Origin of the sequence: Streptomyces silvae, from assembly GCF_016745505.1 — a bacterium.
GTDB classification, from domain to species: domain Bacteria; phylum Actinomycetota; class Actinomycetes; order Streptomycetales; family Streptomycetaceae; genus Streptomyces; species Streptomyces silvae.
Map to the genome: position 1 here is coordinate 15,589 of NZ_JAERUC010000124.1, position 25,570 is coordinate 41,158.

Annotated in this window: 23 protein-coding genes; 11 read left to right on the forward strand and 12 right to left on the reverse strand. The window is 71.5% G+C overall.

What is annotated here, in order from left to right; genetic code table 11:
* The gene (locus JKV81_RS18880) at nucleotides 1–1,785 is read right to left on the reverse strand and encodes a BACON domain-containing protein (RefSeq protein WP_443742743.1); all 1,785 of its coding nucleotides are present in this window, start codon (nucleotides 1,783–1,785) and stop codon (nucleotides 1–3) included.
* Between the two features lie 186 nt (nucleotides 1,786–1,971).
* Here JKV81_RS18880 and radA point away from each other — a divergent pair, with 186 nt between their 5' ends.
* Both radA and disA read left to right on the forward strand, forming a co-directional pair.
* On the forward strand, nucleotides 1,972–3,384 hold the full coding sequence (gene radA / locus JKV81_RS18885) for a DNA repair protein RadA (RefSeq protein ID WP_099173611.1): 1,413 nt from the start codon (nucleotides 1,972–1,974) through the stop codon (nucleotides 3,382–3,384).
* 80 nt (nucleotides 3,385–3,464) lie between these two features.
* Nucleotides 3,465–4,589 (forward strand): DNA integrity scanning diadenylate cyclase DisA, encoded by a 1,125-nt coding sequence (gene disA / locus JKV81_RS18890; RefSeq protein WP_099173610.1) that lies wholly within the window; start codon nucleotides 3,465–3,467, stop codon nucleotides 4,587–4,589.
* 127 nt (nucleotides 4,590–4,716) lie between these two features.
* Here disA and JKV81_RS18895 read toward each other — a convergent pair whose 3' ends face one another.
* Complete coding sequence (locus JKV81_RS18895) at nucleotides 4,717–5,553, reverse strand: hypothetical protein (protein WP_202076915.1); 837 nt, start codon at nucleotides 5,551–5,553, stop codon at nucleotides 4,717–4,719.
* A gap of 259 nt (nucleotides 5,554–5,812) precedes the next feature.
* On the opposite strand from JKV81_RS18895, the gene JKV81_RS18900 reads away from it, so the two are divergent.
* The 5 genes from JKV81_RS18900 (at nucleotide 5,813) to cseC (ending at nucleotide 10,219) form a co-directional block, all read left to right on the forward strand.
* Nucleotides 5,813–6,715: an HhH-GPD family protein gene (locus JKV81_RS18900; protein ID WP_099173608.1), complete on the forward strand. Its 903-nt coding sequence runs from the start codon at nucleotides 5,813–5,815 to the stop codon at nucleotides 6,713–6,715.
* A 183-nt stretch (nucleotides 6,716–6,898) separates the two neighbouring features.
* Nucleotides 6,899–7,483 (forward strand): SigE family RNA polymerase sigma factor, encoded by a 585-nt coding sequence (locus JKV81_RS18905; protein WP_099173607.1) that lies wholly within the window; start codon nucleotides 6,899–6,901, stop codon nucleotides 7,481–7,483.
* Complete coding sequence (locus JKV81_RS18910; RefSeq protein ID WP_307820572.1) at nucleotides 7,471–8,169, forward strand: hypothetical protein; 699 nt, start codon at nucleotides 7,471–7,473, stop codon at nucleotides 8,167–8,169. The genes JKV81_RS18905 and JKV81_RS18910 overlap by 13 nt, the downstream gene beginning before the upstream one ends.
* An 11-nt stretch (nucleotides 8,170–8,180) precedes the next feature.
* Entirely contained in the window at nucleotides 8,181–8,891 is a 711-nt protein-coding gene (cseB, locus tag JKV81_RS18915; protein WP_129264237.1) for a two-component system response regulator CseB, read from the forward strand.
* A complete protein-coding gene (cseC, locus tag JKV81_RS18920; RefSeq protein ID WP_129264239.1) occupies nucleotides 8,888–10,219 on the forward strand; it encodes a two-component system sensor histidine kinase CseC in 1,332 nt (443 codons plus the stop codon). Before cseB ends, cseC begins: the two co-directional genes overlap by 4 nt.
* 127 nt (nucleotides 10,220–10,346) lie before the next feature.
* Here the strand turns inward: cseC and JKV81_RS18925 are convergent, their stop codons facing one another.
* Complete coding sequence (locus JKV81_RS18925) at nucleotides 10,347–11,942, reverse strand: MDR family MFS transporter (protein WP_129264241.1); 1,596 nt, start codon at nucleotides 11,940–11,942, stop codon at nucleotides 10,347–10,349.
* 136 nt (nucleotides 11,943–12,078) lie between these two features.
* Here JKV81_RS18925 and JKV81_RS18930 point away from each other — a divergent pair, with 136 nt between their 5' ends.
* Nucleotides 12,079–12,663 carry a TetR/AcrR family transcriptional regulator gene (locus JKV81_RS18930; protein WP_129264243.1) on the forward strand — a complete coding sequence of 195 codons (585 nt, stop codon included), beginning with the start codon at nucleotides 12,079–12,081 and terminating at the stop codon, nucleotides 12,661–12,663.
* Nucleotides 12,664–12,683: 20 nt separating this feature from the next.
* Here JKV81_RS18930 and JKV81_RS18935 read toward each other — a convergent pair whose 3' ends face one another.
* Nucleotides 12,684–13,406: a M23 family metallopeptidase gene (locus tag JKV81_RS18935; RefSeq protein ID WP_124277581.1), complete on the reverse strand. Its 723-nt coding sequence runs from the start codon at nucleotides 13,404–13,406 to the stop codon at nucleotides 12,684–12,686.
* Nucleotides 13,407–13,858: 452 nt separating this feature from the next.
* Between JKV81_RS18935 and JKV81_RS18940 the strand changes: the two genes are divergently transcribed.
* On the forward strand, nucleotides 13,859–14,218 hold the full coding sequence (locus tag JKV81_RS18940; RefSeq protein WP_129264245.1) for a trypco2 family protein: 360 nt from the start codon (nucleotides 13,859–13,861) through the stop codon (nucleotides 14,216–14,218).
* Entirely contained in the window at nucleotides 14,215–17,478 is a 3,264-nt protein-coding gene (locus JKV81_RS18945) for an NACHT domain-containing protein (protein ID WP_307820573.1), read from the forward strand. The genes JKV81_RS18940 and JKV81_RS18945 overlap by 4 nt, the downstream gene beginning before the upstream one ends.
* Nucleotides 17,479–17,571: 93 nt before the next feature.
* Here JKV81_RS18945 and JKV81_RS18950 read toward each other — a convergent pair whose 3' ends face one another.
* On the reverse strand, nucleotides 17,572–20,097 hold the full coding sequence (locus tag JKV81_RS18950) for an ATP-dependent Clp protease ATP-binding subunit (protein WP_099173600.1): 2,526 nt from the start codon (nucleotides 20,095–20,097) through the stop codon (nucleotides 17,572–17,574).
* A 440-nt stretch (nucleotides 20,098–20,537) separates the two neighbouring features.
* On the opposite strand from JKV81_RS18950, the gene JKV81_RS18955 reads away from it, so the two are divergent.
* On the forward strand, nucleotides 20,538–21,119 hold the full coding sequence (locus JKV81_RS18955; protein ID WP_202076887.1) for an SCO3374 family protein: 582 nt from the start codon (nucleotides 20,538–20,540) through the stop codon (nucleotides 21,117–21,119).
* Here the strand turns inward: JKV81_RS18955 and JKV81_RS18960 are convergent.
* From JKV81_RS18960 to nadC, 7 genes are all read right to left on the reverse strand, one after another.
* Nucleotides 21,098–21,433, reverse strand: coding sequence for a histone-like nucleoid-structuring protein Lsr2 (locus JKV81_RS18960; RefSeq protein WP_099173598.1), 336 nt, complete (start codon nucleotides 21,431–21,433; stop codon nucleotides 21,098–21,100). The genes JKV81_RS18955 and JKV81_RS18960 overlap by 22 nt on opposite strands.
* Before the next feature lie 144 nt (nucleotides 21,434–21,577).
* Nucleotides 21,578–22,075 (reverse strand): amino-acid N-acetyltransferase, encoded by a 498-nt coding sequence (locus JKV81_RS18965; RefSeq protein ID WP_099173671.1) that lies wholly within the window; start codon nucleotides 22,073–22,075, stop codon nucleotides 21,578–21,580.
* A gap of 129 nt (nucleotides 22,076–22,204) precedes the next feature.
* Nucleotides 22,205–22,639 carry a BlaI/MecI/CopY family transcriptional regulator gene (locus JKV81_RS18970; protein ID WP_129264249.1) on the reverse strand — a complete coding sequence of 145 codons (435 nt, stop codon included), beginning with the start codon at nucleotides 22,637–22,639 and terminating at the stop codon, nucleotides 22,205–22,207.
* A gap of 101 nt (nucleotides 22,640–22,740) precedes the next feature.
* A complete protein-coding gene (locus tag JKV81_RS18975) occupies nucleotides 22,741–22,920 on the reverse strand; it encodes a hypothetical protein (protein WP_099173596.1) in 180 nt (59 codons plus the stop codon).
* 66 nt (nucleotides 22,921–22,986) lie between these two features.
* Nucleotides 22,987–23,583 (reverse strand): hypothetical protein, encoded by a 597-nt coding sequence (locus tag JKV81_RS18980; protein ID WP_099173595.1) that lies wholly within the window; start codon nucleotides 23,581–23,583, stop codon nucleotides 22,987–22,989.
* 139 nt (nucleotides 23,584–23,722) lie between these two features.
* On the reverse strand, nucleotides 23,723–24,520 hold the full coding sequence (locus tag JKV81_RS18985; RefSeq protein WP_031091045.1) for a type III pantothenate kinase: 798 nt from the start codon (nucleotides 24,518–24,520) through the stop codon (nucleotides 23,723–23,725).
* Nucleotides 24,520–25,569 (reverse strand): carboxylating nicotinate-nucleotide diphosphorylase, encoded by a 1,050-nt coding sequence (gene nadC / locus JKV81_RS18990; protein WP_124277586.1) that lies wholly within the window; start codon nucleotides 25,567–25,569, stop codon nucleotides 24,520–24,522. Before nadC ends, JKV81_RS18985 begins: the two co-directional genes overlap by 1 nt.
* Nucleotide 25,570: the final 1 nt, after the last annotated feature.

Sequence of the window (25,570 nt, forward strand, 5' to 3'; positions counted from 1 at the left end):
TCAGCCCGCAGGGCCGGAGGGCTCGCCGGGCTCCGCGGTGGCACCCGAGGTCGGGGAGGGCGAGGTGGTGCCGTCGGACGGTGACGGGGTGGGGTCGGTCGGCGGATCCGTGGGCGTGGGCGTCGGGTCCGGCGGCCCGGTCGGATCCGTGGGGTCCGTGGGATCGGTGGGGTCCGGGGTGGGATCCGTCGACGGGGACGGCGACGTCGGGGTGGGGTCCGGGGTCCCGGACGACGGGTCCGGGGACGGCCGCGGACTTCCGGGGCGCGGGACCACGGCGCCGTGGCCGGTGATCGCGACCGCGGACCCGGACGGGGTGAGCAGGACACGGGCGCTCCACGGGCCCCGGGGCTCGGCCGCGTGGTCCACGAGGACATGGAGGGTGACGCTCCGGCCGGGGGCGACCGTGCCGGACGTACGGCTGAGGCGGAGCCACGGGGCGTCCGCCCGGGCCGACCAGACGACGGTCCTGTCGCCGGTCGCGGTCAGGGTGATCGTCGTACGGCCTCCGGACGAGCGGGCCGAGACCGCGAGCGAGGACGCTCCGTCCGGGCCGGCGCCGACGCTGACGACCTCGGCGGAGACGTCCGGGCTGCGGCCGTCGTCCGCGAATCCGTCGTCGCCCTCGGGGCGGGCGTTGCCCGCGTTCTCGTAGTGGTCGTACGGATCGTCCGTGCCGGACTCGCCGTCCACGTCGGAGGCCGTGACCGAGGTGCCCCGGCCCTCGCCGGTCAGCGGCGCGCCCCGGTAGGCGGCCCACAGGGCGATCACCGGGGCGGCGACGACCGTGGCCACGACCGTCGTCGTCAGGACCCGGGCGCGCAGCCGGTCGCGGCGCGCGGCGTGGTCCTTGGGGTCCAGCGGGAAGCCGGTCCGCCCGAAGCGCGGGGCCCCGGACCTGGACCGCCGGGCGTGCGTCAGGGCGACGCGCACCGAGGGGCGGGGCGCTTCGACGACCGGCAGCGCGGCGGCGGCCGGGGTGACGGCCGCACCGGGCCAGGGGCCGGCCGCGCCGGCCCGCTCGGCGGCGCGGCGGCAGCGGGGGCAGTCGTCGACGTGCCGGACGAGCTCACGGCGCAGGGCCGCCGAGAGCAGCACCTGATGGGCACCGGTGAGCCGCGCGACGGCGGGGCAGTCGCCCGTCTCCACGACGGCGAGGGCGGCGCGGGTGCGCTCCACCTCGCAGGCGCCCGCCGCCAGGAGCTCCCGGGCGCCGGCGGGGTCGAGGCCGAGGACGGCGGCGACGGCGCGCGGGGTGAGCCCGTGGCGCACGGCGAGCTCCAGCGCCTCGCGCTGCTCGGGGGTGGTGCCCGCGGCCTCGGGCCAGGCCAGCCGCGCGAGTTCACGCCGGTGCGCCTCGGCGGCCGGGGACTCCGCGGGACAGCCGGCCTCCTCCTGGGGGGTGTGCGTACGGGGCGCGCGGACGCCCTCGCGGGGTGCGGCGCCCCGGGGGGCGGGCCCCCGCCGGTGCGCCTGGCGGCCCCGTCGCTGCTCGGTGAGCGCGCGCAGGCACGTCCATCTGGCCAGGGCGTACAGCCAGGATTTACGTTCCTCCTCGGCCGCGGGGCACCGGCCGTCCTGCCGTTCGGCGATCGCGAGGACCGAGCCGAGCGCCTCGGTGGCCGCCTCGTGGTCGCAGAGCACGGAGAGGCAGTAGGTGAACAGGCCGTCGAGATACGGCTCGTGGCGTGCGGACGATCGCTGCGCGGTGGGGCGGGCCTCGCGGCGGTGCGCCCGGTGTGCGCCGGCGGTGTGTGTGGGGGTCTCCAGCCTGCTGCTCGTCACGTGGCGACCGTAGGCAGATTCGGGCGGAAGCCTGACAGCACTTTCCGACATTTAATCCTTACGGGTGACGGTCTCCCTCGAAAGAGGACAGGAATCCCGGATTCCACCGCAAATACCGCATCGGGCACATGTTCGGCTTCCGTGCCCACGACCGGCACTGTCGGACCCCACCTATACGGTGACGCCATGGCTGCCCGTACGAAATCCGCGAAGGACCGCCCGTCCTACCGATGCACCGAATGCGGCTGGACGACGGCCAAATGGCTCGGCCGCTGCCCGGAGTGCCAGGCCTGGGGGACGGTCGAGGAGTTCGGCGGCGCCCCCGCGGTCCGTACGACGGCCGCGGGACGGGTCTCCACCGCCGCCGTGCCGATCGGCCAGGTCGACAGCCGGCAGGCCACCGCCCGCTCCACCGGGGTCGGCGAGCTGGACCGCGTGCTCGGCGGGGGTCTCGTGCCCGGCGCCGTCGTGCTGCTCGCGGGCGAGCCGGGCGTGGGCAAGTCGACGCTGCTGCTGGACGTGGCCGCCAAGGCCGCGAGCGACGACCACCGGACGCTGTACGTCACGGCCGAGGAGTCCGCCAGCCAGGTGCGGATGCGGGCCGACCGGATCCGGGCGATCAACGACCACCTCTATCTGGCCGCCGAGACCGACCTCTCCGCCGTGCTGGGGCACCTGGACGCCGTCAAGCCGTCCCTCCTCGTCCTCGACTCCGTGCAGACCGTCGCCTCACCGGAGATCGAGGGCGCGCCCGGCGGCATGGCGCAGGTCCGCGAGGTCGCCGGCGCGCTCATCCGGGCCTCCAAGGAGCGCGGCATGTCGACGCTCCTGGTGGGCCATGTCACCAAGGACGGCGCGATCGCCGGCCCCCGGCTCCTGGAGCACCTCGTCGACGTGGTGCTCTCCTTCGAGGGCGACCGGCACGCCCGCCTCCGGCTCGTGCGGGGCGTCAAGAACCGGTACGGCGCCACGGACGAGGTGGGCTGCTTCGAGCTGCACGACGAGGGCATCACCGGCCTCGCGGACCCCTCGGGGCTCTTCCTCACCCGCCGTGACGAGCCCGTTCCCGGCACCTGTCTGACGGTCACCCTGGAGGGCAAGCGCCCGCTCGTCGCCGAGGTGCAGGCGCTGACGGTCGACTCGCAGATCCCCTCGCCCCGGCGCACCACCTCGGGCCTGGAGACCTCCCGGGTCTCGATGATGCTGGCCGTCCTGGAGCAGCGCGGCCGGATCAGCGCCCTCGGCAAGCGGGACATCTACAGCGCCACGGTGGGCGGCGTGAAGCTCACCGAGCCGGCCGCGGACCTCGCCATCGCCCTGGCCCTGGCCAGCGCGGCCAGCGACACACCGCTGCCGAAGAACCTGGTCGCGATCGGTGAGGTGGGGCTCGCCGGGGAGGTCAGAAGGGTCACGGGGGTCCAGCGCAGGCTGGCGGAGGCGTACCGTCTCGGGTTCAAGCACGCCCTGGTCCCGAGGGACCCGGGACAGGTCCCGGCCGGTATGAAGGTCACAGAAGTGGCCGACATGGGCGACGCCCTGAGAGTCCTTCCCCGCCGCTCTCGGCCGGACGGACCACAGGAGGACGGCGCACGCCGGTAGACTTTGCCCTGGTCTCGCCCGCCCGTACGAACGGTACGAGGGACGCAAGGGCACCGCCGACCTGTGACCGGAGGAGTGCAGTGGCAGCCAACGACCGGGCAGCATCGCCCGGAAAGTCCGGCCAAGGCACGGGGAACGAGGCGCTGATGCGCGCCTCGCTGAGCGCGGTCGCGCCCGGGACGGCCCTCCGCGACGGCCTGGAGCGCATCCTCCGTGGCAACACCGGCGGACTGATCGTCCTCGGCATGGACAAGACCGTCGAATCCATGTGTACGGGCGGCTTCGTGCTCGACGTGGATTTCGCCGCGACGCGCCTGCGCGAACTGTGCAAGCTGGACGGCGCGATGATCCTCGACAAGGACATGACGAAGATCCTCCGGGCCGGCGTGCAGCTGGTCCCGGACGCCTCCATCCCGACCGAGGAGACGGGCACCCGGCACCGCACGGCGGACCGGGTCTCCAAGGCGTGCGGCTTCCCGGTCGTCTCGGTCTCCCAGTCGATGCGCCTGATCGCGCTGTACGTGGACGGGGAGCGGCGGGTCCTGGAGGAGTCCTCCGCGATCCTGTCCCGCGCCAACCAGGCGCTCGCCACCCTCGAGCGGTACAAGCTCAGGCTGGACGAGGTCGCCGGGACGCTCTCCGCGCTGGAGATCGAGGACCTGGTCACCGTCCGGGACGTGACGGCGGTCTCGCAGCGGCTGGAGATGGTCCGCCGCATCGCGACCGAGATCGCCGAGTACGTCGTGGAGCTGGGCACCGACGGCCGCCTTCTGGCCCTCCAGCTGGACGAGTTGATCGCGGGCGTGGAGCCGGAGCGGGAGCTGGTCGTCCGCGACTACGTCCCCGAGCCCACCGCGAAGCGGTCCCGTACGGTCGACGAGGCGCTGGCCGAGCTGGACACGCTCACCCACACCGAGCTGCTCGAACTCCCCGTGGTGGCACGCGCCCTGGGCTACAGCGGCTCCCCGGAGACGCTGGACTCGGCGGTCTCCCCGCGCGGCTTCCGGCTGCTGGCGAAGGTGCCGAGGCTCCCCGGGGCGATCATCGAGCGGCTGGTGGAGCACTTCGGCGGCCTGCAGAAGCTGCTCGCCGCGAGCGTGGACGACCTCCAGGCCGTGGACGGGGTCGGCGAGGCGCGGGCCCGCAGCGTCCGTGAGGGACTCTCGCGGCTGGCGGAGTCCTCGATCCTGGAGCGGTACGTCTAGGACTTCCGAGCGGATCCTGCCGGGCCTCGCGCCCGAGACCCCGCCCGTATCACCGAAGGGCCCCGCCGGAGTGTTCCGGCGGGGCCCTTCGGCGTTCGTCGTTCCCGGTGCGGATCCGCCCGCGCCGTCAGTCCTTCGCCAGCACGAACGACGCGCGCTGGACGGCCTCGCCCGGGACCTTCGCCTCCAGCAGGTACGTCCCCGGCCCGGCGCTCCTGACCGGCGGCGTCGCGCACGAGGGCGCGCTCCCCTTGCGGTCCCACGTCACGACGTGCACGACCGTGGCCCCCGCCGGGACCCTCAGGAACAGGGCTCCGGCCTTCGGGCAGTCCTTCGACGACCACACCTGCTCGTCGTCCTCGCCGGCCTCGGTGATCGTGAGCACGGCGCTCTTCGGCCCGAAGTCGGCCTTGCAGTCGGTGGCCGAGGTGTTCCTGGCGCTGAGCTTGAACTCCGGCTTGTCGTCCGGCCCGAAGCTGTTCTCCGTCTTCAGGCTCAACTGCAGCACGGTCGGCGTGCAGTTGGGGAGCGACGAGCCGGCCGGCACCTGCTGGCCGCCCGTGCTGCCGCCGGTTCCCGTGCCCGTACCCGCCGATGTGGAGCCGCCCGCTCCCGCGGAGTCCGATCCCGCGGCACCGCCCGTCCCGCTGCCGGTGTCGCCGGTGCCTCCCCCGGTGCCCGAACTCCCGCCGGTGCCTCCACCGGTGCTCCCACCGGTGTCCTCCGACTCGTCGCGTCCGCCGGGGGGTTGGCCGGTGACGGGGCCCGAACTCGAAGGTCCCGGGGTGATCGACGGGGCGGGGCCGGAGCCTCCGGGCTTCCCGTCGTCCTGTCCCCCGCCGCTGCCGCCGCGCGAGGTGACGGCCCACGCGACCAGCGCCGCGAGCAGCGCGATCACCAGCACCGCTACTGCTCTCCGACGCCAGTAGATGCTGGAGGGAAGCGGCCCGACCGGATTGCGCATAGAACCCACGGACCGAACTGTACGAGAGATCCGGGCCGACTCCGGCCCCAACCGCCGCCTGATCCACAAGTTTTCCGGATCATCATCACGGAGCGGCGGTTCCCGGGGCGCTTCATCCGCTTTGCCCCACCCGGGGTCCCGTCCGCCCCGCCCGAGGGGTCGAAACGGGTGGCGTTACCACCCCGTGGACGCACGGCCGGGGCGACACCCCCGTAGCCGTGCCCGATGCCCCGCCTTCCGTGCCAGGATCGTAGGTGCGATGACTGCCACGACTTCGACACAGACGCCCCCCGCCTCCCTCCATACCCCCGTCATCGGGTGGTTCGAGCAGCACGCCCGCGATCTGCCCTGGCGCCGCCCCGATGCGGGCGCCTGGGGTGTGATGGTGAGCGAATTCATGCTCCAGCAGACCCCGGTGAACCGAGTCCTCCCGGTCTACGAGCAGTGGATGGCCCGCTGGCCGCGCCCCGCCGACCTGGCCGCCGACGCACCGGGCGAAGCCGTCCGTGCCTGGGGACGGCTCGGCTACCCGCGCCGTGCGCTGCGGCTGCACGGGGCCGCGCAGGCGATAACGGAACGCCACGGGGGCGACGTGCCGAGCGAGCACGGCCAGTTGCTCGCACTGCCCGGGATCGGGGAGTACACGGCCGCGGCCGTGGCCTCGTTCGCGTACGGGCAGCGTCATGCCGTGCTGGACACCAACGTCCGCAGGGTGTTCGCCCGGGCCGCCACCGGCATCCAGTACCCGCCGAACGCGACCACCGCGGCCGAGCGCAAGCTCGCCCGCGCACTGCTCCCCGAGGAGGACGAGCGCGCCGCCCGCTGGGCGGCGGCCACGATGGAGCTCGGTGCACTGGTGTGCACCGCGAAGAACGAGGACTGCACGCGCTGCCCGATCGCCGGACAGTGCGCCTGGCGGCTGGCGGGGAAGCCCGCCCACCAGGGCCCGCCGCGCCGCGGCCAGACCTACGCCGGTACGGACCGCCAGGTGCGGGGCCGGCTGCTCGCGGTGCTGCGGGACGCCGTCACACCGGTGCCGCAGTCGGCACTGGACGCGGTGTGGGAGGAGCCCGTGCAGCGGGCGCGCGCCCTGGACGGGCTGGTCGCCGACGGCCTCGTCGAGCCCCTGGCGAACGGCCGGTACCGGCTGCCTCTGACCTGACCGTGCTCCGGCGGACCGGGGCTGTCCAGCGGCTGTTACACAACCGATGGACAGCCGTGCGTCCGCCTACGGCTGCTCCGCACAGCCTCGTGACAACGCCTCCGTAACGTCACCGGACGTCGGCGAACGGACCATCCCGCCGACGGCGGTACACGGGGATCGACGGGGACGGAGGCGGTTGTAATGGCGCAGGGCGAGGTGCTCGGATTCGAGGAGTACGTACGGACCCGGCAGGACGCGCTGCTGCGCAGTGCCCGCCGGCTCGTACCCGATCCCGTGGACGCGCAGGACCTGCTCCAGACCGCGCTGGTCCGCACCTTCGGCCGCTGGGACGGCATCGCCGACAAGTCCCTCGCCGACGCCTATCTGCGCCGCGTCATGATCAACACGCGTACGGAGTGGTGGCGGGCCCGCAAGCTCGACGAGGTCCCCACCGAGCAGCTCCCCGACGCGAGCGTCGACGACGGTGCCGACCAGCGCGCCGACCGGGCCCTGCTCATGGATGTCCTCGGGGTGCTGGCTCCGAAGCAGCGCAGCGTCGTCGTGCTGCGACACTGGGAGCAGATGAGCACGGAGGAGACGGCCGCGGCGCTCGGTATGTCCGCCGGCACGGTGAAGAGCACGCTGCACCGCGCCCTGGCACGCCTGCGCCAGGAGCTGGAGGACCGTGCCGCCCGGAGCCGTGAGGCCGAGGAGACACCGGTGCGGATACCCGCGCAGCGGAACGGGCGTCATGACGAGCGGGGGCGGGAGCGGTGCGCGGCCTGAGAGGCAGCAGCGGGAAGAGCACGACGGCCGGCCGCGGAGGACTCCGGGCCGGTCTGGTGGCGGGGAGCACGGCGGTGGCCGGGCTCGCCGCCTTCGGGCTGTTGTGCGCCGGGTGTTCCGCCGGGGGCACGGGCACCCGTGACGAGGGCCCGGCGAGCGCCCAGCAGGCCGCCCGGGCCACGCCGACGAGCACGGTTCCCAGCGGGACGGCCAAGCCCTCCCCGCGGGTCGACGCCGTGCGGCTGGTCAAGAGCGACCCGAAGGTGAGCCGGCAGCTCAGGGACGACCTGAAGCCCTGCACCGGGGACGAGTACCCGGTCGACACCTCGTACGGCACGCTCACCGGCGGCCCGGGGACGGACGTCGTGGTCAACGTGATGACCTGCGGCGACTCGGTGGGGGTCGGCACGTACGTCTACCAGCGGCAGGCCGACGGTTCGTACGGGAACGTCTTCGCCGCCGAGGTGCCCGCGGTCTACGGCACCATCGACCGGGGCGACCTGGTGGTGACGACCCAGGTGTACGGGTCGAAGGACTCGGTCGCGTACCCCTCCGGGGAGGACGTCGTCACCTACCGCTGGGCCGCCGGCCGGTTCACCGAGACCGACCGGGTGCACAACGACTTCAACCGGGCCGTCGGCGCCGGGGAGGGCGACCTCCCCGCACCGCAGCCGACGCAGAACTGAGAGCCGCTCGCATGGCCGAGACCCATGTCCTCTTCGTCGAGGACGACGACGTCATCCGTGAGGCCACCCAGCTCGCGCTGGAGCGGGTCGGATTCACGGTCACCGCGGTGCCCGACGGCCTGCTGGGCCTGGAGGCCTTCCGGGCGGACCGCCCGGACATCGCGCTGCTGGATGTGATGGTGCCGGGCCTGGACGGGGTCAGTCTGTGCCGGCGCATCCGCGACGAGTCGACCGTGCCCGTGATCATGCTGTCGGCGCGGGCCGACGCGATCGACGTGGTGCTCGGTCTGGAGGCCGGGGCCGACGACTACGTCACCAAGCCGTTCGACGGGGCGGTCCTGGTGGCCCGCATCCGCGCGGTGCTGCGGCGCTTCGGCCACGCGGCCGGTGCGGGCGGGGCGCCCGACGGGCCCGGCGGCGCGGACGAGGAGACGGGCGGTGTGCTGGTCTTCGGCGACGTGGAGATCGACACCGAGGGCATGGAGGTGCGCCGGGAGGGCGCGCACGTCGGGCTGACCCCGACGGAGATGCGGCTGCTGCTGGAGTTCTCCTCGGCGCCCGGCACCGTCCTCTCCCGGGACAGGCTCCTGGAGCGGGTCTGGGACTACGGCTGGGGCGGGGACACCCGCGTCGTCGACGTCCATGTGCAGCGGCTGCGCACCAAGATCGGGCAGGACCGGATCGAGACGGTCCGCGGCTTCGGCTACAAGCTGCGCGCATGAGGCGGCTGGCGCTGCGGACCGGGGTCCGCTGGAAGATCAGCATCGCGATCGCGGCGGTCGGGGCGCTCATCGCGCTGGCGCTGAGCCTCGTCGTCCACAACGCGGCCCGTGTCTCGATGCTGGAGAACGCGCGCGAGGTGCAGCTGGAGCGGCTGCTCTTCGCCCAGCGGCTGTACGAGGCGACGAACACGACGAAGCCGTTGCCGAAGTTCGGCGCCAAGGTCAACGACCCCTCGCTGCCGGCGAGCCTGCGCAAGCAGATACGCGACAACCGGCGCGCCACCCACGTCGACGAGTACGGCAACGGCGCCCCCGACGTCTGGGCGGCGGTGCCGCTGGCCAACGGTGACGTCCTGTCCCTGCACACCCGCTTCGCCGACCGCAGCGCCACGATCATGGGCGACCTGGACAGGGCCCTGATCATCGGCTCGGTCTCGGTCGTCTTCGGCGGCTGCGCCCTGGGTGTGCTGATCGGCGGCCAGCTCTCCCGGAGGCTGCGCAAGGCGGCAGCGGCGGCCGGCAAGGTCGCGCAGGGCAACACGGAGGTACGCGTACGGGAGGCCGTCGGCGGCGTCGTACGGGACGAGACCGACGAGCTGGCCCGGGCCGTGGACGCCCTGACGGACGCGCTGAACGAGCGGATCGAGGCGGAGCGCCGGGTCACCGCCGACATCGCCCACGAGCTGCGCACCCCGGTCACCGGTCTGCTCACCGCGGCCGAGCTGCTCCCGCCGGGGCGCCCCACGGAGCTCGTACGGGACCGGGCCCAGGCGATGCGGACCCTGGTCGAGGACGTCCTGGAGGTGGCCCGGCTGGACAGCGCGTCGGAGCGGGCCGAGCTGCAGGAGCTCCAGCTCGGCGAATTCGTCAGCCGGCGGGTCCGGGTGCTGGATCCGGAGATCCCGGTGCGGGTGGTGCACGAGTCCTGGGTGTCCACGGATCCGCGGCGGCTGGAGCGCATCCTGGGCAATCTGCTGGGGAACGCCGCCAAGCACGGGGCCGGACCGGTCGAGGTCACGGTCGAGGGCCGGGTCGTACGGGTCCGCGACCACGGGCCCGGTTTCCCCGAGGCGCTGCTGCGGGAGGGGCCGAGCCGCTTCCGTACGGGGAGCAGCGACCGGTCGGGGCGCGGCCACGGCCTGGGGCTGACCATCGCCGCGGGGCAGGCCCGGGTGCTGGGAGCCAGGCTGACGTTCCGCAACGCGGGGCCGCTGGGGGCCGCGGACGCCGGCGGTACGGGCGGGGCGATCGCCGTGCTGTGGCTGCCCGAGCACGCGCCGACGAACACCGGGAGCTTCCCCGTGCTGCGGCAGACGGGCACGGGCTGAGGCAGGAAGGGTGCGGGCCCCGGAGACCGGTGGTCTCCGGGGCCCGCACCTTCTCAGGGGGCTGTCCTTCGCAGGGGCGCCCTTCTCAGGGGGTCGCTGCAGGGGTTGGCGCTCACAATGCCGCTGCTCAGGCGTTCTGCGACTGCTTGGCGGCCGCGAGGCCGGTGGGCGCCGTGCCGTCGGCGTCCGAGGCGGCCGCCTCCGGCTTGGCCGAGCCGCGCAGCGGGACCTCCTTGACGAACAGCGCCGCCACCAGGGCCAGCACCGCGACGGAGCCGCCCACCAGGAAGGCGATGTGGGTGCCGGAGGCCACCGCGTACTCGTACGCCTCGCGGACCGGGACCGGGAGCTTCGCCAGGCTCGCCGCGTCCAGCTGGGCGGACCGCTCGGTGGCTCCGCCGCCGCCGCGCGCCATCATCTCGTCCTGCACGCGGCCGGTGAAGAGCGCGCCCATGATCGCGACTCCGAAGGAGCTGCCGAGCGTACGGAAGAGGGTGGTCGTGGACGAGGCGACGCCCATGTCCTTGAGCTCGACGCTGTTCTGGGCGACGAGCATCGTGATCTGCATCAGGAAGCCCATGCCGGCGCCGAGCACCGCCATGTAGAGGCCGGACGTCAGACGCGTGGTGCCGGTGTCCATGGCGGCGAGCAGGAACAGCCCGGCGACCATCAGGACGCTGCCCACGATCGGGAAGACCTTGTACTTGCCGGTGCTGGTGGTGATCCGTCCGGCGACCAGCGAGACGATCATCATCGCGAGCAGCATGGGCAGGAGCAGCAGCCCGGAGTTGGTCGCGGAGGCCCCCTGGACCGACTGCTGGAACAGCGGCAGGAAGAGCACCGCGCCGAACATCACGAAGCCCGCCATGAAGCCGACCACGGACATGAGGGTGAAGTTGCGGTTGCGGAAGATGTGCAGCGGCACGATCGGTTCGGCGGCCTTCGTCTCGACGAAGACGAAGCCGACGAGGGAGGCGACGCCGAGGGCGATGAGCTCCATGATCACGGCCGAGCCCCAGGCGTACTCCGTACCGCCCCAGGTGGTGACCAGCACGATCGCGGTGATGCCGACGGTGAGGAGCGCGGCCCCGAGGTAGTCGACCTTCGCCTTCGTACGCTCCTTGCGGGGCAGGTGCAGCACGGCGGTGACCATGGCCAGCGCGAGGGCGCCGAGCGGCAGGTTGATGTAGAAGCTCCAGCGCCAGCCCAGGTGGTCGGTGATGGTGCCGCCGACCAGCGGTCCGCCGATCATGGCGATGGCCATCACGCCGGCCATCATGCCCTGGTACTTACCGCGCTCCCGGGGCGGGACCAGGTCGCCGATGATGGCCATGACGCCGACCATCAGACCACCGGCGCCGAGGCCCTGGATGGCGCGGAATCCGATGAGCTGACCCATGTCCTGGGACATTCCGCTCAGCACCGAGCCGATCAGGAAGATCACGATCGACGTGAGGAAGATGCTCTTGCGGCCGTACATGTCGCCGAGCTTGCCCCAGATGGGGGTGGAGGCCGCGGTGGCGAGGGTGTAGGCCGTGACCACCCAGGACAGATGCTCCAGACCGCCCAGGTCGCCGACGATGGTGGGCATCGCGGTGCCGACGATCAGGTTGTCGAGCATGGCGAGCAGCATCGCGATCATCAGCGCGAGGACCACCACCCGGACGCTGCGTGCCGGTGGTTCCGCTTTCGCGCCCGCCGCCGCTTTCTTTAGTTCTGTCATGCCGTCCGCTCCCCTGATCCCCTGCTGCCCGGTCTGCCACCGATCCGGCACTTACTTGCCGCCCGGCTAGTTGGCTACACTGAGGAAAGTAGACCCGTAACTAGCCGGGCGTCAAGTAAGTTCTTGGGAGAGTCGCATGGGCAGCACGCCGCAGCCGCGCCGGGGCAACACCCGACAGCGCATTCAGGACGTCGCCCTGAAACTCTTCGCCGAGCAGGGGTACGAGAAGACGTCGCTCCGCGAGATCGCCGAGCAGCTGCAGGTCACCAAGGCGGCGCTGTACTACCACTTCAAGACCAAGGAAGACATCCTCGTCAGCATCTTCGAGGACCTGAACAGGCCCGTCGAGGAGATCGTCGCCTGGGGCCAGGGGCAGCCCCGCACCCTGGAGACGAAGAAGGAGATCCTGGTCCGCTACAGCGAGGCGCTCAAGGCGGCGGCCCCGCTCTTCGTCTTCATGCAGGAGAACCAGGCGACGGTGCGCGAGCTGAGCATCGGCCACACCATGAAGCACCGGGTCCTCGCCCTGGTGGACCTGATCAAGGACCCGGACGCGCCGCTCACCGACCAGGTGCGCTGCTTCACCGCCCTCTTCGCGATGCACGCCGGGATGATGGCCCTCAGGGACGCCGAAGGCGACCCCGATGAGAAGCGCGAGGCTGCTCTCGAGGTCGCCGTCGAACTGGTGACCAAGGCCCATGACCCGGGGCCCGCCGCTTAGCGGCTACGGGGTGGTGCGCGTCAGACCTTGACGTGCACGGACTTCAGGTACGAGACCGGGTCGAGCGCGGAACCGTAGTTGGGCGAGTTCCGGATCTCGAAGTGCAGGTGGGGACCGCTGGAGTTACCGGTGTTGCCGGACTTGGCGATCTCGTCGCCGGTCTTCACGCGGTCGCCGACCTTGACCTCGATCTTCGACAGGTGCGCGTACTGCGAGTACTTGCCGTTGGCGTGCTTGATCACGATGGCGTTGCCGTACGCGGGACCGTCGCCGCCGCCGTTGGGGCCGGCCTTGACGACGCGGCCGGTGTGCGCGGCCTCGACCTTGGTGCCGATCGGCACGGCGAAGTCCTGACCGGAGTGCTTGTGGGCCCAGCGGTCACCGCCGGTGCCGTAGGTGGCGCTCAGCTCGTAGTGGCTGACCGGGGCCTCCCACGAGGCGGCCTTCTTCTTGGCAGCGGCCTTCTTCTTCGCGGCCGCCTTCTTCTTGGCGTCGGCCTTGTCGGCCTTGTCGGCCTTCGCCTTCGCGGCGGCCTTGCCCTGTGCGGTCGCCTGCTGGGCGACGGAGTCAGCGGTGGCCGCGCCGGCGAGGGCCGCGGTGTCCGCGGTGCCCGTCGTGCCGGACGCGAACGCCGCGCCCGCACCGAACACCATCGACGCACCCAGGCCGGCGGCCACGACGGCGCCACTGACGCGGGACATGGACGGGCGGCGGGAGTGCTGGAACGTAACGCGCTTCGACATGCGGGGAGAACCTCCGGGGTGACTGGACCCGGCGTCGACCGGGCTTGCTCCACCTTGGTAACCCGCACCCCCCAGAACACTCAAACACCTCATCTACGATCAAAAGCCGTAGCCGAGGGCCCGGGAATTCACCGCCGTCACCGGTCCGGCGACAGCGGACGATCTTTCGGACAAATGTCGCGAAGCAGGTTTAACCCCTGTTCCTGGGGCATCCTTGCGGGACACAGGGCAGAAATACGGTCATATTCACCCAAACGCCGAAAGCCTCCTCCGGGGCGGGCCGAAGGTCCCAGGACCGGCCACCCCTCCTACTCCTAGGGCGGCTAGTAGGCCTCCGAGGGGCTGTGCGCCTTGTCACCGCCGGTGGGCCGGAAGCCTGCCCGTTTCGGGACCTTCGGCCCCCGGGCTGACTACGCTGTCCGGCACACGCTCAGCACCCCGGGGGGGGACAGATGGCCGACGACATCACCCATGGCCTCGACGGCATCGAGCTCGCCGACGCCGTCGAGTCGATCCGCAACCAGCTCATCGACGCGGCGACCCGCGCCACCGGCAGGCCCCTCGCCTTCTCGGTGGGCGACATCCAGATGGAGTTCACCCTGGAACTCCGCAGGGAGCACAAGGCGGGCGGGAAGGTGAAGGCCTGGGTCGTCGAGGCGGGCGCCGACACCTCCCGGTCCACCGGCCGCACGCACAAGGTCGGCTTCACCCTCACCCCGCGCAACGCCGTCACCGGGGAGGCCTGGGAGATCGGGGACGAGGAGGCGGGGAGCACCGCGCACTTCGGCGGCAGCGGCACGGCGGGGTCGTGAGGGCGGTGCAGCCCGCGGACCGTACGGTCGTCGTCTCCGGCGCCCTCCAGGGCAGCGGCGTACTGCTCACCGACCGGCTGGTGCTGACCTGCGCCCATGTGGTCAGGGGCAGCAGCGGATGCCACCTCGGGCACCCTGACGTGGCGGGCCCGGTCCCGGCGACGGTGGCCTGGATCGACCACGACCTCGACGTCGCCCTGCTCCAGGCCGCGAGCCCGGTCCTTCCGGTGGGCCCGGCCCGGCTCGGCCTGGTGGACACCCGGCAGGCCATGGACAGCTGCGAGATCACCGGGTTCCCCCGCATCCAGCGGTACGGCGCCGAGAAGCACGCGGAGGCGGACCAGTACACGGCGACGGTCCTGCCCATGGCGGGCCGGATGCGCAACCTGCTGGTCTGCGACCTCGACGGGCCACCGGTCATCCGGTCCGACCAGGCGCCCTCCGTGCTCGCGGGGCTCTCCGGCGGGCCCGTCTTCGCAGGGGACGTGCTGCTCGGAATCGCCCGCCAGGTTCCCCAGCAGCGGGGCGGCCGGCGGGTCGAGTGCGTTCCCCTCGGCCCCGTACTGACGGCGAAGCCGTTCCGGCTGGTCTACGAACAGAGCGGCCCCGCGCTCCGCCACGAGAGGGTCCACGGGCACTTCCCCCGGGACCTCCGGTACGAGGAGGAGTACGCGGCCTCCATCGGGGCGGCGTACCGGCGTACGAAGATCTTCGGGCTGGACGAGCTGGGCCGGCACGACTCGGAGTGGGACCTGGACACGGCCTATCTGAGCCTGGAGGCGCAGTCCCAGCCCCAGTCCCGGACGCTGCCCTCTCCCGGGCCGCAGCGCGTCGACGCGCTCCTCGCCGACCGGCCCCGGGTCCTGCTCCGGGGCGACGCGGGCGCCGGGAAGACCACGCTGCTGTGGTGGCTGGCCGCCCATGCCGCGGCCCGCACCCTCGCCGACGCCCTGGACCCGCTGAACGGCCTGATCCCCTTCGTCGTCCCGCTCCGGACCCTGCGCGCCCGGGGCAGCACCTTCCCGGGCCCCGCCCAGCTCTCCGGCGCCGCCGGGCTGGTCGTCGACGACGCCCCCGACGGGTGGGCGGGCCGGGTCCTGGAGTCGGGCCGGGCGCTCCTCCTGGTCGACGGCCTGGACGAGGTGCCCCCGGAGGACCGGGAGGAGGCCCATGCGTGGCTGTCGCAGCTCCTGCGGCGCTACCCGGAGACCCGCTGCGTGGCCACGGTCCGCCCGCTGGCCGTCGCGCCGGACTGGCTCGGCTCGGAGGACTTCGAGGAACTGCGGCTCCTGCCGATGCGTGACGGGGACATCCAGTCGTTCGTGGCGTCGTGGCACGAGGCGGCGCGGCTGGACAGCCACGGCCACGAGGCCCTGGCCGAGCTGGAACGCGACCTCTCCCACCAGTTCGCCGAGAACGCCGCACTGCGCGATCTCGCTCGTACCCCTCTGCTCTGTGCGGTGATCTGCGCCCTGCACCGCCGGCGTCAGGGCAGTCTCCCCGCCACCCGCTGGAAGCTCTACAGCTCCGCCCTGGAGATGCTGCTCGGCAACCGCGACGAACGCCGCAGGATCAAGAGCCCCGAGGGCATCTCGATGGACGTGGAGGAGCAGACCCAGCTGCTCCAGCGCATCGCGGCGTGGCTCGTGCGGGAGGGCCAGTCGGAGTTCTCCCGTGAACAGGCCCTGCACCAGGTCGACCGCACGCTGACCGGCATGACACGCGTACGGGAGCAGGGTTCGGCGGAAACCGTCCTGACCCATCTGCTGAACCGCAGCGGGCTGCTCCAGGAGCGCTCCTTCGACACCTACCAGTTCGCCCACCGCACCTTCCAGGACTTCCTGGCCGCGAAGGAGCTCGTCGAGGACGACCATCTCAACGAGCTCCTGCGGCACGCCCCCGACGAGCAGTGGCAGGACGTCATCCTGCTCGCGGCAGGCCATTGCGGACGCCGGCAGCTGCCCGTCCTGGTGCACGGGCTGCTCGATTCCGCCGCGCAGACCAGCTCCCTCGCCCGAGCGGAGCTCCGCGTCCTGGCTGCCCTCTGTGCCCAGCACGCCGCGTGGCTGGACACCACCACGCGTGACCGCGTCCACCGCTCGACGGCGTCACTGTTCCCGCCCCGCAACTCGGTGAAGGTGGGTCTGCTGGCCCGCATGGGACCGGAAGCGCTCACTCATCTGCCCCACCCCCGGGAGTACGCCGGGGAGATCGACGAGCGCACCGCGGAACACGTGGTGGACCTGATCAGCCACATCGGTGGCGCGGAGGCCGTCCCGCACGTCCGGGACTGGGCACTCGCCATCCCCGGGCTCGGGCCCACGCTGATGAACTGCTGGGACCGCTACCCTGCCGAGGCCTACGCGGCGGAGGTCCTCAACCGGCTCGATACCACCCGGCTGCGGGTAAGGGTGCGGAGCAGGGACCAGCTGGCCGCCCTGCGCCATGTCCCCGACGCCGACCGCCTCGACTTCGTCGGGGACCTGCCGGAGCCCGAGCTCCGTACCGCCCTGCGGGGCAGGCGCCCACGGCAGATCTGGCTGCGCGCCAACAACTGCCTGACGGATCTCTCGTTCCTGGCGGGCTCCGACCGGCTCACCGAACTCCGTATCCACTCATCCCCCGGAGTACGGGATCTGAGCCCGCTGTCCCTCCTCGACAGCCTGGACGAGCTGTCGCTGGGCGGTTCCCCGCTGACGGCGTCCACACTCGGCTCGCTCGGTCCGCATCCCCGTCTCCGCCACCTCTCCCTCTCGCGCCTCACCGTGCAGCGGTTCAGCGATCTGCCTCCGCTGCCCGGCGTGGTGACTCTGAACGTCCGGGCCGACGGCCGTTTCGAGGCCGACTCCTTCGAAGGCTGGTCCCGGCTGACGGCGCTGAACCTCGCCGGCGCCTTCCTGCCGATCGGTCCCCTCCTCGCCGCGCTCCGCCGGGCCCCTCAGGTGACGGCGCTCGACCTGACGGCGCCGGCGGTGCCCGACCTCGCCGGCCACGACCCGGTCCCCTCCGTCACGACGCTCTCGCTGTCCCGTCTCCGCACCACGGCCGTCGCCGGTGACCGGCTGGGACAACTGCCGAAGATCTTCCCGTCGCTGCGCGACCTCACGCTGTCGACCTCCATGGCGACGGAACCGTCGTGGCCCCCGGAAGCCCCCGCCGTCGACCTCTCCCCGCTGCGCGGCCTGCCGGGGCTCACGGTCACGATCACCCGCAGCGCCCGGGTGACAGGAGCGGAAGGCATCGACGTACGGCAGCTGTGACCGCGGGTGAGCTGCCGGACCGCACCGAAAAGGGGCTGCCCCGGACCGAAACCGGTCCGGGGCAGCCCCTGTGACGCTCAGGCGCTACGCGCCCTACGCCTCCTTCGTCAGGTTCGGGCCGCCGCCCGCTGCCTGCTCGATCGGCGGGACGTCGGGCAGTGCCGACTTCTCCTCGCCACGGAACGAGAACTTCTTCTCGTCCCCTTCGCCCTCGGTGCCCACGACCACGATGTGACCGGGACGCAGCTCGCCGAAGAGGATCTTCTCGGAGAGGATGTCCTCGATCTCGCGCTGGATCGTCCGGCGCAGCGGCCGGGCGCCCATCACGGGGTCGTAGCCCTTCTTCGCGAGGAGCGACTTGGCCTCGGCACTGAGCTCGATGCCCATGTCGCGGTCCTTCAGACGCTCATCCACCTTGGCGACCATCAGGTCGACGATCTGGATGATGTCTTCCTCGGTGAGCTGGTGGAAGACCACCGTGTCGTCGACACGGTTGAGGAACTCAGGCCGGAAATGCTGCTTGAGCTCGTCGTTGACCTTGACCTTCATCCGCTCGTAGTTCGTCTTGACGTCGCCCTGGGCGGCGAAGCCCAGGTTGAAGCCCTTCGAGATGTCCCTGGTCCCGAGGTTGGTCGTCATGATGATGACCGTGTTCTTGAAGTCCACGACCCGGCCCTGGGAGTCGGTCAGACGACCGTCTTCCAGAATCTGGAGCAGGGAATTGAAGATATCGGGGTGGGCCTTCTCGACCTCGTCGAAGAGGACGACGGAGAACGGCTTGCGGCGCACCTTCTCGGTGAGCTGGCCGCCCTCTTCGTAGCCCACGTAACCGGGGGGCGAACCGAAGAGGCGGGAAACCGTGTGCTTCTCGCTGAACTCCGACATGTCGAGGGAGATCAGCGCGTCCTCGTCGCCGAAGAGGAATTCGGCGAGCGTCTTGGAGAGCTCCGTCTTACCGACACCGGACGGGCCGGCGAAGATGAACGAGCCACCGGGGCGCTTCGGGTCCTTCAGACCCGCTCGCGTACGGCGGATCGCCTGCGACAGGGCCTTGATGGCGTCCTTCTGGCCGATGACGCGCTTGTGGAGCTCGTCCTCCATGCGCAGCAGACGCGAGGACTCCTCCTCGGTCAGCTTGAAGACCGGGATGCCGGTGGCGGTCGCCAGGACCTCGGCGATGAGCTCGCCGTCGACCTCGGCGACGACGTCCATGTCGCCGGCCTTCCACTCCTTCTCCCGCTTGGTCTTCGCCGCCAGCAGCTGCTTCTCCTTGTCGCGGAGCGAAGCTGCCTTCTCGAAGTCCTGGGAGTCGATGGCCGACTCCTTGTCGCGGCGGACGCCCGCGATCTTCTCGTCGAACTCGCGGAGGTCCGGCGGCGCGGTCATCCGGCGGATGCGCATCCGGGAGCCGGCCTCGTCGATCAGGTCGATCGCCTTGTCCGGCAGGAAGCGGTCCGAGATGTAGCGGTCGGCCAGGGTGGCGGCCTGGACCAGCGCCTCGTCCGTGATGGAGACCCTGTGGTGGGCCTCGTAACGGTCGCGCAGACCCTTGAGGATCTCGATGGTGTGCGGCAGCGACGGCTCCGCGACCTGGATGGGCTGGAAGCGGCGCTCGAGCGCGGCGTCCTTCTCCAGGTGCTTGCGGTACTCGTCGAGCGTCGTGGCACCGATGGTCTGGAGCTCGCCTCGCGCCAGCATGGGCTTGAGGATGCTCGCGGCGTCGATGGCGCCCTCGGCGGCACCCGCACCCACCAGGGTGTGGAGCTCGTCGATGAACAGGATGATGTCGCCGCGGGTGCGGATCTCCTTGAGGACCTTCTTCAGGCGCTCCTCGAAGTCACCGCGGTAGCGGGAACCCGCCACCAGGGCACCGAGGTCCAGGGTGTAGAGGTGCTTGTCCTTGAGGGTCTCGGGCACCTCGCCCTTGACGATGGCCTGCGCCAGGCCCTCGACGACCGCCGTCTTGCCGACGCCGGGCTCGCCGATGAGAACCGGGTTGTTCTTGGTGCGGCGGGACAGCACCTGCATGACCCGCTCGATCTCCTTCTCGCGCCCGATGACCGGGTCGAGCTTGGACTCACGAGCGGCCTGGGTGAGATTCCGGCCGAACTGGTCGAGCACCAGGGACGTGGAGGGCGTGCCCTCCGCGGGGCCGCCGGCTGTGGCCGCCTCCTTGCCTCCCGAGTACCCGGAGAGCAGCTGGATGACCTGCTGCCGCACCCGGTTCAGGTCGGCGCCCAGCTTCACGAGGACCTGGGCGGCGACGCCCTCGCCCTCGCGGATCAGGCCGAGCAGGATGTGCTCCGTGCCGATGTAGTTGTGGCCGAGCTGAAGTGCCTCACGGAGCGACAGCTCCAGGACCTTCTTGGCCCGGGGGGTGAAGGGGATGTGCCCGGACGGGGCCTGCTGGCCCTGACCGATGATCTCCTCCACCTGCTGGCGGACCGCCTCGAGCGAAATCCCGAGGCTCTCCAGGGCCTTAGCGGCGACACCCTCACCCTCATGGATCAGGCCCAGGAGGATGTGCTCGGTGCCGATGTAGTTGTGGTTGAGCATCCGGGCTTCTTCCTGAGCCAGGACGACAACCCGCCGCGCGCGGTCGGTGAACCTCTCGAACATCGTTAATCGCTCCTCAGAGCGGTCAGGCAGTAAGGGGTCGGTCCCCTCCCTGTCCTTCCGCAGCTTAGTCCCGCAAGCGGGGACCGCTCATTTCAACTGCCGACACCCGGCCCTGCTTCCCGGGGGATCTGCTGCCCCGAACGCCGACAACTGCTCCAACCCGATGGTGCGAGACGATGTTCCCGCAGGCCAGGCAGATAGCCCTTTCGCCAGTACGCCGATGGCGAACGTGAGACGTTTTTGCCCGCGTGTCGCCCCTTCCCACTAGGGATGTCTTACCCGCACTCACTGACAGTCCATGCGGCGCACCCCCGTTTACTCCGCTACGGGCGAACAACAACGCGCTGCCGAAGGCCTCCACGCGCCCCCGCAACGGACACACAGAGCAGTCGATCATGAACAGCGCGTAACTCCGGGGCCGGTTCGGCGGTTCATCGGACATGGCTTCCCTCGTCCCGCCTCCCCGCTCGTCGCCGGAACGCGACACCGCGCAGTGGTACGCCCGCGAGCTCGACTGGGTCACGGCGGGCACGGCGCCGGTGCGGCTGCTGACGGGGCTGCGCTTCGACGTCCTGGAGCTTCCGGCCGCGGCAGGTCACGCGGCGCTGCGCCGGGTCGGGCGCACCGGTCCGGTGGCGCTGGCGGGGCGGCGGATGCGGCTGCTGGTGGCCGCGGGCAGCGCGGAGGAGCTGCCGGGGCTGCTCGACTGGCTGGAGTGGGGCGGCATCGCCCTCGATCTGACCGCCATCGGCGACGGCGGGCACATCACGGCCCCGGTGCCGCCGGGCGGTGCGGCGGGCCCGCCGGGGGCCGCGGTCTGGCTGCGGCCCCCCGGATCGCGCCAGGAGGTGGAACCTTCACTCCCGGCCCTCGGCGGCCTCGGGAGCAGGGGTGGGGGTGCTCCCGATCTCGTACGACTCGTGGACGCGGCGGCGACGGAGTGCCACCGGGCCAGGCTCGCTCACGCCCGGACACACCTGTGGGCCCATCGGCCGACAGGTCAGCCGTTCGCCTTCTCGTAAGCCTCACGGATCTCGGCGGGGACGCGGCCGCGGTCGTTCACGTTGTGGCCGTTCTCGCGCGCCCACCGACGGATCTCGGCGGTGTCCTTGTTGCCACCGGTGACGGCGCGGCCCTTGCCACGGCCGGTCGCGGCGCGGCCGCCCGTGCGGCGTCCGCTCTTGGTGTACGGCTCGAGAAGACCACGGAGCTTGTCCGCGTTGCTCGTGGTGAGGTCGATCTCGTACGTCTTGCCATCCAGAGCGAACGTGACGGTCTCGTCCGCCTCGCCACCGTCGAGGTCATCAACAAGAAGGACCTGAACCTTCTGTGCCACCGGATTTCCTTTCATCGAAAATGCAGTACGCGGAAAGGAAACCGCTTTTCCCCGGAAAACACAAACCCCTGGGAGAGGTTCAGGAGCGCTAGAGCACGGGAAACATGCGCGATTCGGACATAGGGTTCCGGCAACTTCCGCCGTTCACAGGTGCAGAAGCATCCGGCTGTTGCCCAAGGTGTTCGGCTTCACTCGTTCGAGACCCAGGAACTCGGCGACACCCTCGTCATAGGAACGCAGCAGCTCGCTGTAGACATCTCCGTCGACCGGCGTCTCTCCGATCTCGGTGAAGCCGTGCGAGGCGAAGAAGTCGACTTCGAACGTGAGACAGAAAACCCGGCGGACACCGAGCCAGCGCGCGGTCTGCAGGAGCTTGTCCAGGACCTGGTGTCCGACACCCGCGCCCTTGATGGCGTGGTCGACGGCGAGAGTACGTACTTCGGCGAGGTCTTCCCACATCACGTGCAGTGCGCCGCAGCCGATGACACGGGCGTCCTCGTCGCGTTCGGCGACCCAGAACTCCTGGATGTCCTCGTAAAGCGTGACGGTCGCTTTGTCGAGCAGGATGCCTTCGGAGACGTAGCCGTCAAGGAGGCCGCGGACCGACGCCACATCGCTGGTCCTGGCGCGGCGGACGGTGATGGCCGGCCTATTTACCGACGGGCCGGTATGAAGTTCTGAGGGAGATCCGGTTTCCGGCCCGGTATGCGCTCCGGTTTGCGACTCGGTCCGGTGCTCGGTTTGCGGCTGCTCTGAGGACATCCCCCGACGCTATCGCCCGCGCTCCTGCGGCGCTTCATCGGCCGCGTCCCCGTCTTCGGGCGGACTCCCGGCCGGTTCGGGGAAGGTGGGTGCGACGACGCGCATCGCATCACGCAGAGCCTCGCGCTGCTCCGCGGACATCATGCCGAAGAAGGCGACCAGTGCGGCGGCCGGGTTGTCACTCTGCGACCAGGCTTCGTTCATCAGTGCGGCCGAGTATGCGGCGCGGGTGGAGACCGCCGTATATCGATATGCCCGGCCATCCACTTCCCGGCGTACCCAGCCCTTCTGATGGAGATTGTCCATTACCGTCATGACGGTCGTGTACGCGATGGACCGTTCCTGTTGAAGGTCCTCGAGAACTTCCCGCACGGTGACCGGGCGGTTCCATTGCCAGACCCGTGTCATCACGGTGTCTTCCAGCTCTCCCAATTGGCGAGGCACACCGTCACCTTAGTGCTAGATGTCCGGAATGGGATAATTCTGGGACGGAAAAAGGGCGCACAGCTCCGGGGAGCCGTGCGCCCTTCCTGCTCGGGTCCGGGTCAGACGCCCTCGGGCCTCGGAGCCTGCCGGGCCGATTCGGCGCGGGCGAGCGCCGCGTCCACCGCGGCGTCCTCCTTGGCCTTGTTCGGGCCGCCCTGGCTCTTGATGATCGTCCTGACGAGGCCGATGAAGAAGACGGCCATCACCACGGGGGGAACGAGCGCGGATACGTAGTCCATGCCGTCCAGGGTAGCGAGCCCGGCATTCCGGCCACTCCCGGGCACCCCTCCGGCGCGCCGGTGCACTCAGGACACCGCGCGCTCCTCCGGCGGCGGGGCCGGAGCCGGCCGGCGGCGGGGCGGGAAGACCTCGGACGGCTTCGGCATCGGGCGCTCGCCCGGGGCCGGCGGACGGGCCGGCTCGGCGGGCCGCGACGGGGTGCGAGGCCGCTCGGGCTCCTTGGCCGCCGCCAGGCCACCGCGCAGAGCCAGCAGCCGTCCGCGCGGCGCGGGCGCCGTCATGGGCACGGCGCGGCCGGCCAGGCGCGCCCGCACCGAGCGCTCCGCCAGCACCTGGCAGCGCTCCAGCAGGGCCGCGGCGACCGGTCCGGCACGCAGGGCGCGCAGGGCCGCGAGGTCGTCGGGGCGGGGGTCGTAGCCGGCCGCGAGGGCGTCCTGGAGGAGTTCCAGATAGCCGCTGAGGGAGCCGGGGAGCGCGTCGCGGTAGCGGGCGAGATCGGCGAGGAGGAAGGCGCGCAGCCGGCCCGCCTCGTTCACCACCTCGTCCACCGCGCCCGCGAGGCGCAGGCAGTCCTGGACATCCTCTTCGGGCAGGGGCGTGGGGTGGAGGGCGTTGGCGAGAGCACGTCGGAGCACCCGGAGCTCGTCCGCGCTGAACGCCATGCCGCCGCGTGATCCGTAGGGCGTGGGCATGACGCGACAATACGTGCTAAATGGACAAAATCCGCTTAACCAACTGCCCGGCGGCGCGGCGTCGTGCCCCGCGCCGCCGGGTCGTTCCCGCAGGTGACCGCGGGCGCGGCTACATCCGGGCGATGTTGCGCTCGTACACGAGGCGCAGCCCGATGAGCGTCAGCCAGGGCTCGTGCTCGTCGATGACGGAGGACTCGCCCAACACCATCGGAGCAAGGCCGCCCGTCGCGATGACGGTGACCTCGTCGGGGTCGGCCGCCAGCTCCTTCTTCATGCGCTCGACCACGCCGTCGATCTGGCCGGCGAAGCCGTACACGATCCCGGACTGCATGGCCTCGACGGTGTTCTTGCCGATGACGCTGCGGGGCCGGGCCAGCTCGATCTTGCGGAGCTGCGCGCCCTTCACGCCGAGGGCCTCCACGGAGATCTCGATGCCCGGCGCGATCACCCCGCCCGTGTACTCGCCGCGCGCGGAGACCGCGTCGAACGTCGTGGCCGTGCCCAGGTCGACGACGATCGCCGGGCCGCCGTAGAGCTCGACGGCGGCGACCGCGTTGATGATGCGGTCCGCGCCGACCTCCTTCGGGTTGTCCGTGAGGACCGGGACGCCGGTCTTCACCCCCGGCTCCACGAGGACCGCCGGTACGTCGCCGTAGTAGCGGCGGGTGACCTCGCGGAGCTCGTGCAGGACGGCCGGGACGGTCGAGCAGATCGCGATGCCCTCGATGCCGTCGCCCAGTTCGACCCCGAGCAGCGGGTGCATCCCCATCAGCCCCTGGAGCAGGACGGCCAGCTCGTCGGCGGTGCGGCGGGCGTCGGTGGAGATCCGCCAGTGCTCGACGATCTCCTCGCCGTCGAACAGCCCGAGCACGGTGTGGGAGTTGCCCACGTCGATGGTGAGCAGCATCAGGCGTCGGCCCCGTCGGTCGCCGCCGCGGCGTCGCGGAAGTCCAGGCCGATGTCGAGGATCGGCGAGGAGTGCGTGAGCGCGCCGACGGCCAGGTAGTCGACCCCGGCCTCGGCGTAGGCGCGGGCCGAGTCGAGGGTGAGCCGGCCCGAGGACTCCAGCACCGCGCGGCCCCCGACGAGGGCGACCGCCTCGGCGGTCCCGGCCGGGGTGAAGTTGTCCAGCAGGATCAGGTCGGCGCCAGCCGCGAGCACCTCGCGGACCTGCTCCAGCGTGTCGACCTCGACCTCGATCGCGAGCTCCGGGAACGCCTTCCTGACCCGCTGGAACGCCTCGGCGACACCGCCCGCCGCGATCACGTGGTTGTCCTTGACCAGCGCCGCGTCCACGAGCGACATGCGGTGGTTGACCCCGCCGCCGCAGCGCACGGCGTACTTCTCCAGCGCACGCAGCCCCGGGGTCGTCTTACGGGTGTCGCGGACCTTCGCCTTCGTACCGTCGAGCACATCGGCCCAGGCGCGGGTCGCGGTCGCGATGCCGGAGAGCCGGCACAGCAGGTTGAGCGCGCTGCGCTCGCCGGTGAGCAGGTCACGGGTGCGGGTGGTCACCGTGAGCAGCTTCTGGCCGGGGGCGACGCGGTCGCCGTCCTCCACGTGGCGCTCGACCTCGAACTCGTCGGTACAGACGATGGAGAGGACGGCCTCGGCGACGCGCAGACCCGCGACGACACCCGCCTCACGGGCGGTGAAGTCGCCGGTGGCGACGGCGTCCTCCGGGACGGTCGCCACGGTGGTGACGTCCTCGCCGCCGTCGAGGTCCTCCTCGATCGCGACGTGGGCGATGTCCTCGACCTGAACCGGGTCGAGGCCTGCGTCCGCCAGGAGCTGGGCCAGGGCGGGGTCGAGACCGCACTCCAGACCGTCGGGGTCGTAGCCGTCACCGCAGCCGCAGCCGTCGCCGCAGCCACCACCGGACTCGGCGGGTGCGCCGATGTGGATCAGCGGTACGTCCACAGGTGTGGGGCGCGGATTCTCTTCGGGCGTGCTCACG

Coding starts and splice junctions, on each gene's coding strand:
- radA (WP_099173611.1), top strand. CDS start 1,972: ATGGCTGCCCGTACGAAATCCGCGAAGGACCGCCCGTCCTACCGATGC.
- JKV81_RS18895 (WP_202076915.1), bottom strand. CDS start 5,553: ATGCGCAATCCGGTCGGGCCGCTTCCCTCCAGCATCTACTGGCGTCGG.
- JKV81_RS18900 (WP_099173608.1), top strand. CDS start 5,813: ATGACTGCCACGACTTCGACACAGACGCCCCCCGCCTCCCTCCATACC.
- JKV81_RS18905 (WP_099173607.1), top strand. CDS start 6,899: ATGGCGCAGGGCGAGGTGCTCGGATTCGAGGAGTACGTACGGACCCGG.
- cseB (WP_129264237.1), top strand. CDS start 8,181: ATGGCCGAGACCCATGTCCTCTTCGTCGAGGACGACGACGTCATCCGT.
- cseC (WP_129264239.1), top strand. CDS start 8,888: ATGAGGCGGCTGGCGCTGCGGACCGGGGTCCGCTGGAAGATCAGCATC.
- JKV81_RS18925 (WP_129264241.1), bottom strand. CDS start 11,942: ATGACAGAACTAAAGAAAGCGGCGGCGGGCGCGAAAGCGGAACCACCG.
- JKV81_RS18930 (WP_129264243.1), top strand. CDS start 12,079: ATGGGCAGCACGCCGCAGCCGCGCCGGGGCAACACCCGACAGCGCATT.
- JKV81_RS18935 (WP_124277581.1), bottom strand. CDS start 13,406: ATGTCGAAGCGCGTTACGTTCCAGCACTCCCGCCGCCCGTCCATGTCC.
- JKV81_RS18940 (WP_129264245.1), top strand. CDS start 13,859: ATGGCCGACGACATCACCCATGGCCTCGACGGCATCGAGCTCGCCGAC.
- JKV81_RS18950 (WP_099173600.1), bottom strand. CDS start 20,097: ATGTTCGAGAGGTTCACCGACCGCGCGCGGCGGGTTGTCGTCCTGGCT.
- JKV81_RS18955 (WP_202076887.1), top strand. CDS start 20,538: ATGGCTTCCCTCGTCCCGCCTCCCCGCTCGTCGCCGGAACGCGACACC.
- JKV81_RS18975 (WP_099173596.1), bottom strand. CDS start 22,920: ATGGACTACGTATCCGCGCTCGTTCCCCCCGTGGTGATGGCCGTCTTC.
- JKV81_RS18980 (WP_099173595.1), bottom strand. CDS start 23,583: ATGGCGTTCAGCGCGGACGAGCTCCGGGTGCTCCGACGTGCTCTCGCC.
- JKV81_RS18985 (WP_031091045.1), bottom strand. CDS start 24,520: ATGCTGCTCACCATCGACGTGGGCAACTCCCACACCGTGCTCGGGCTG.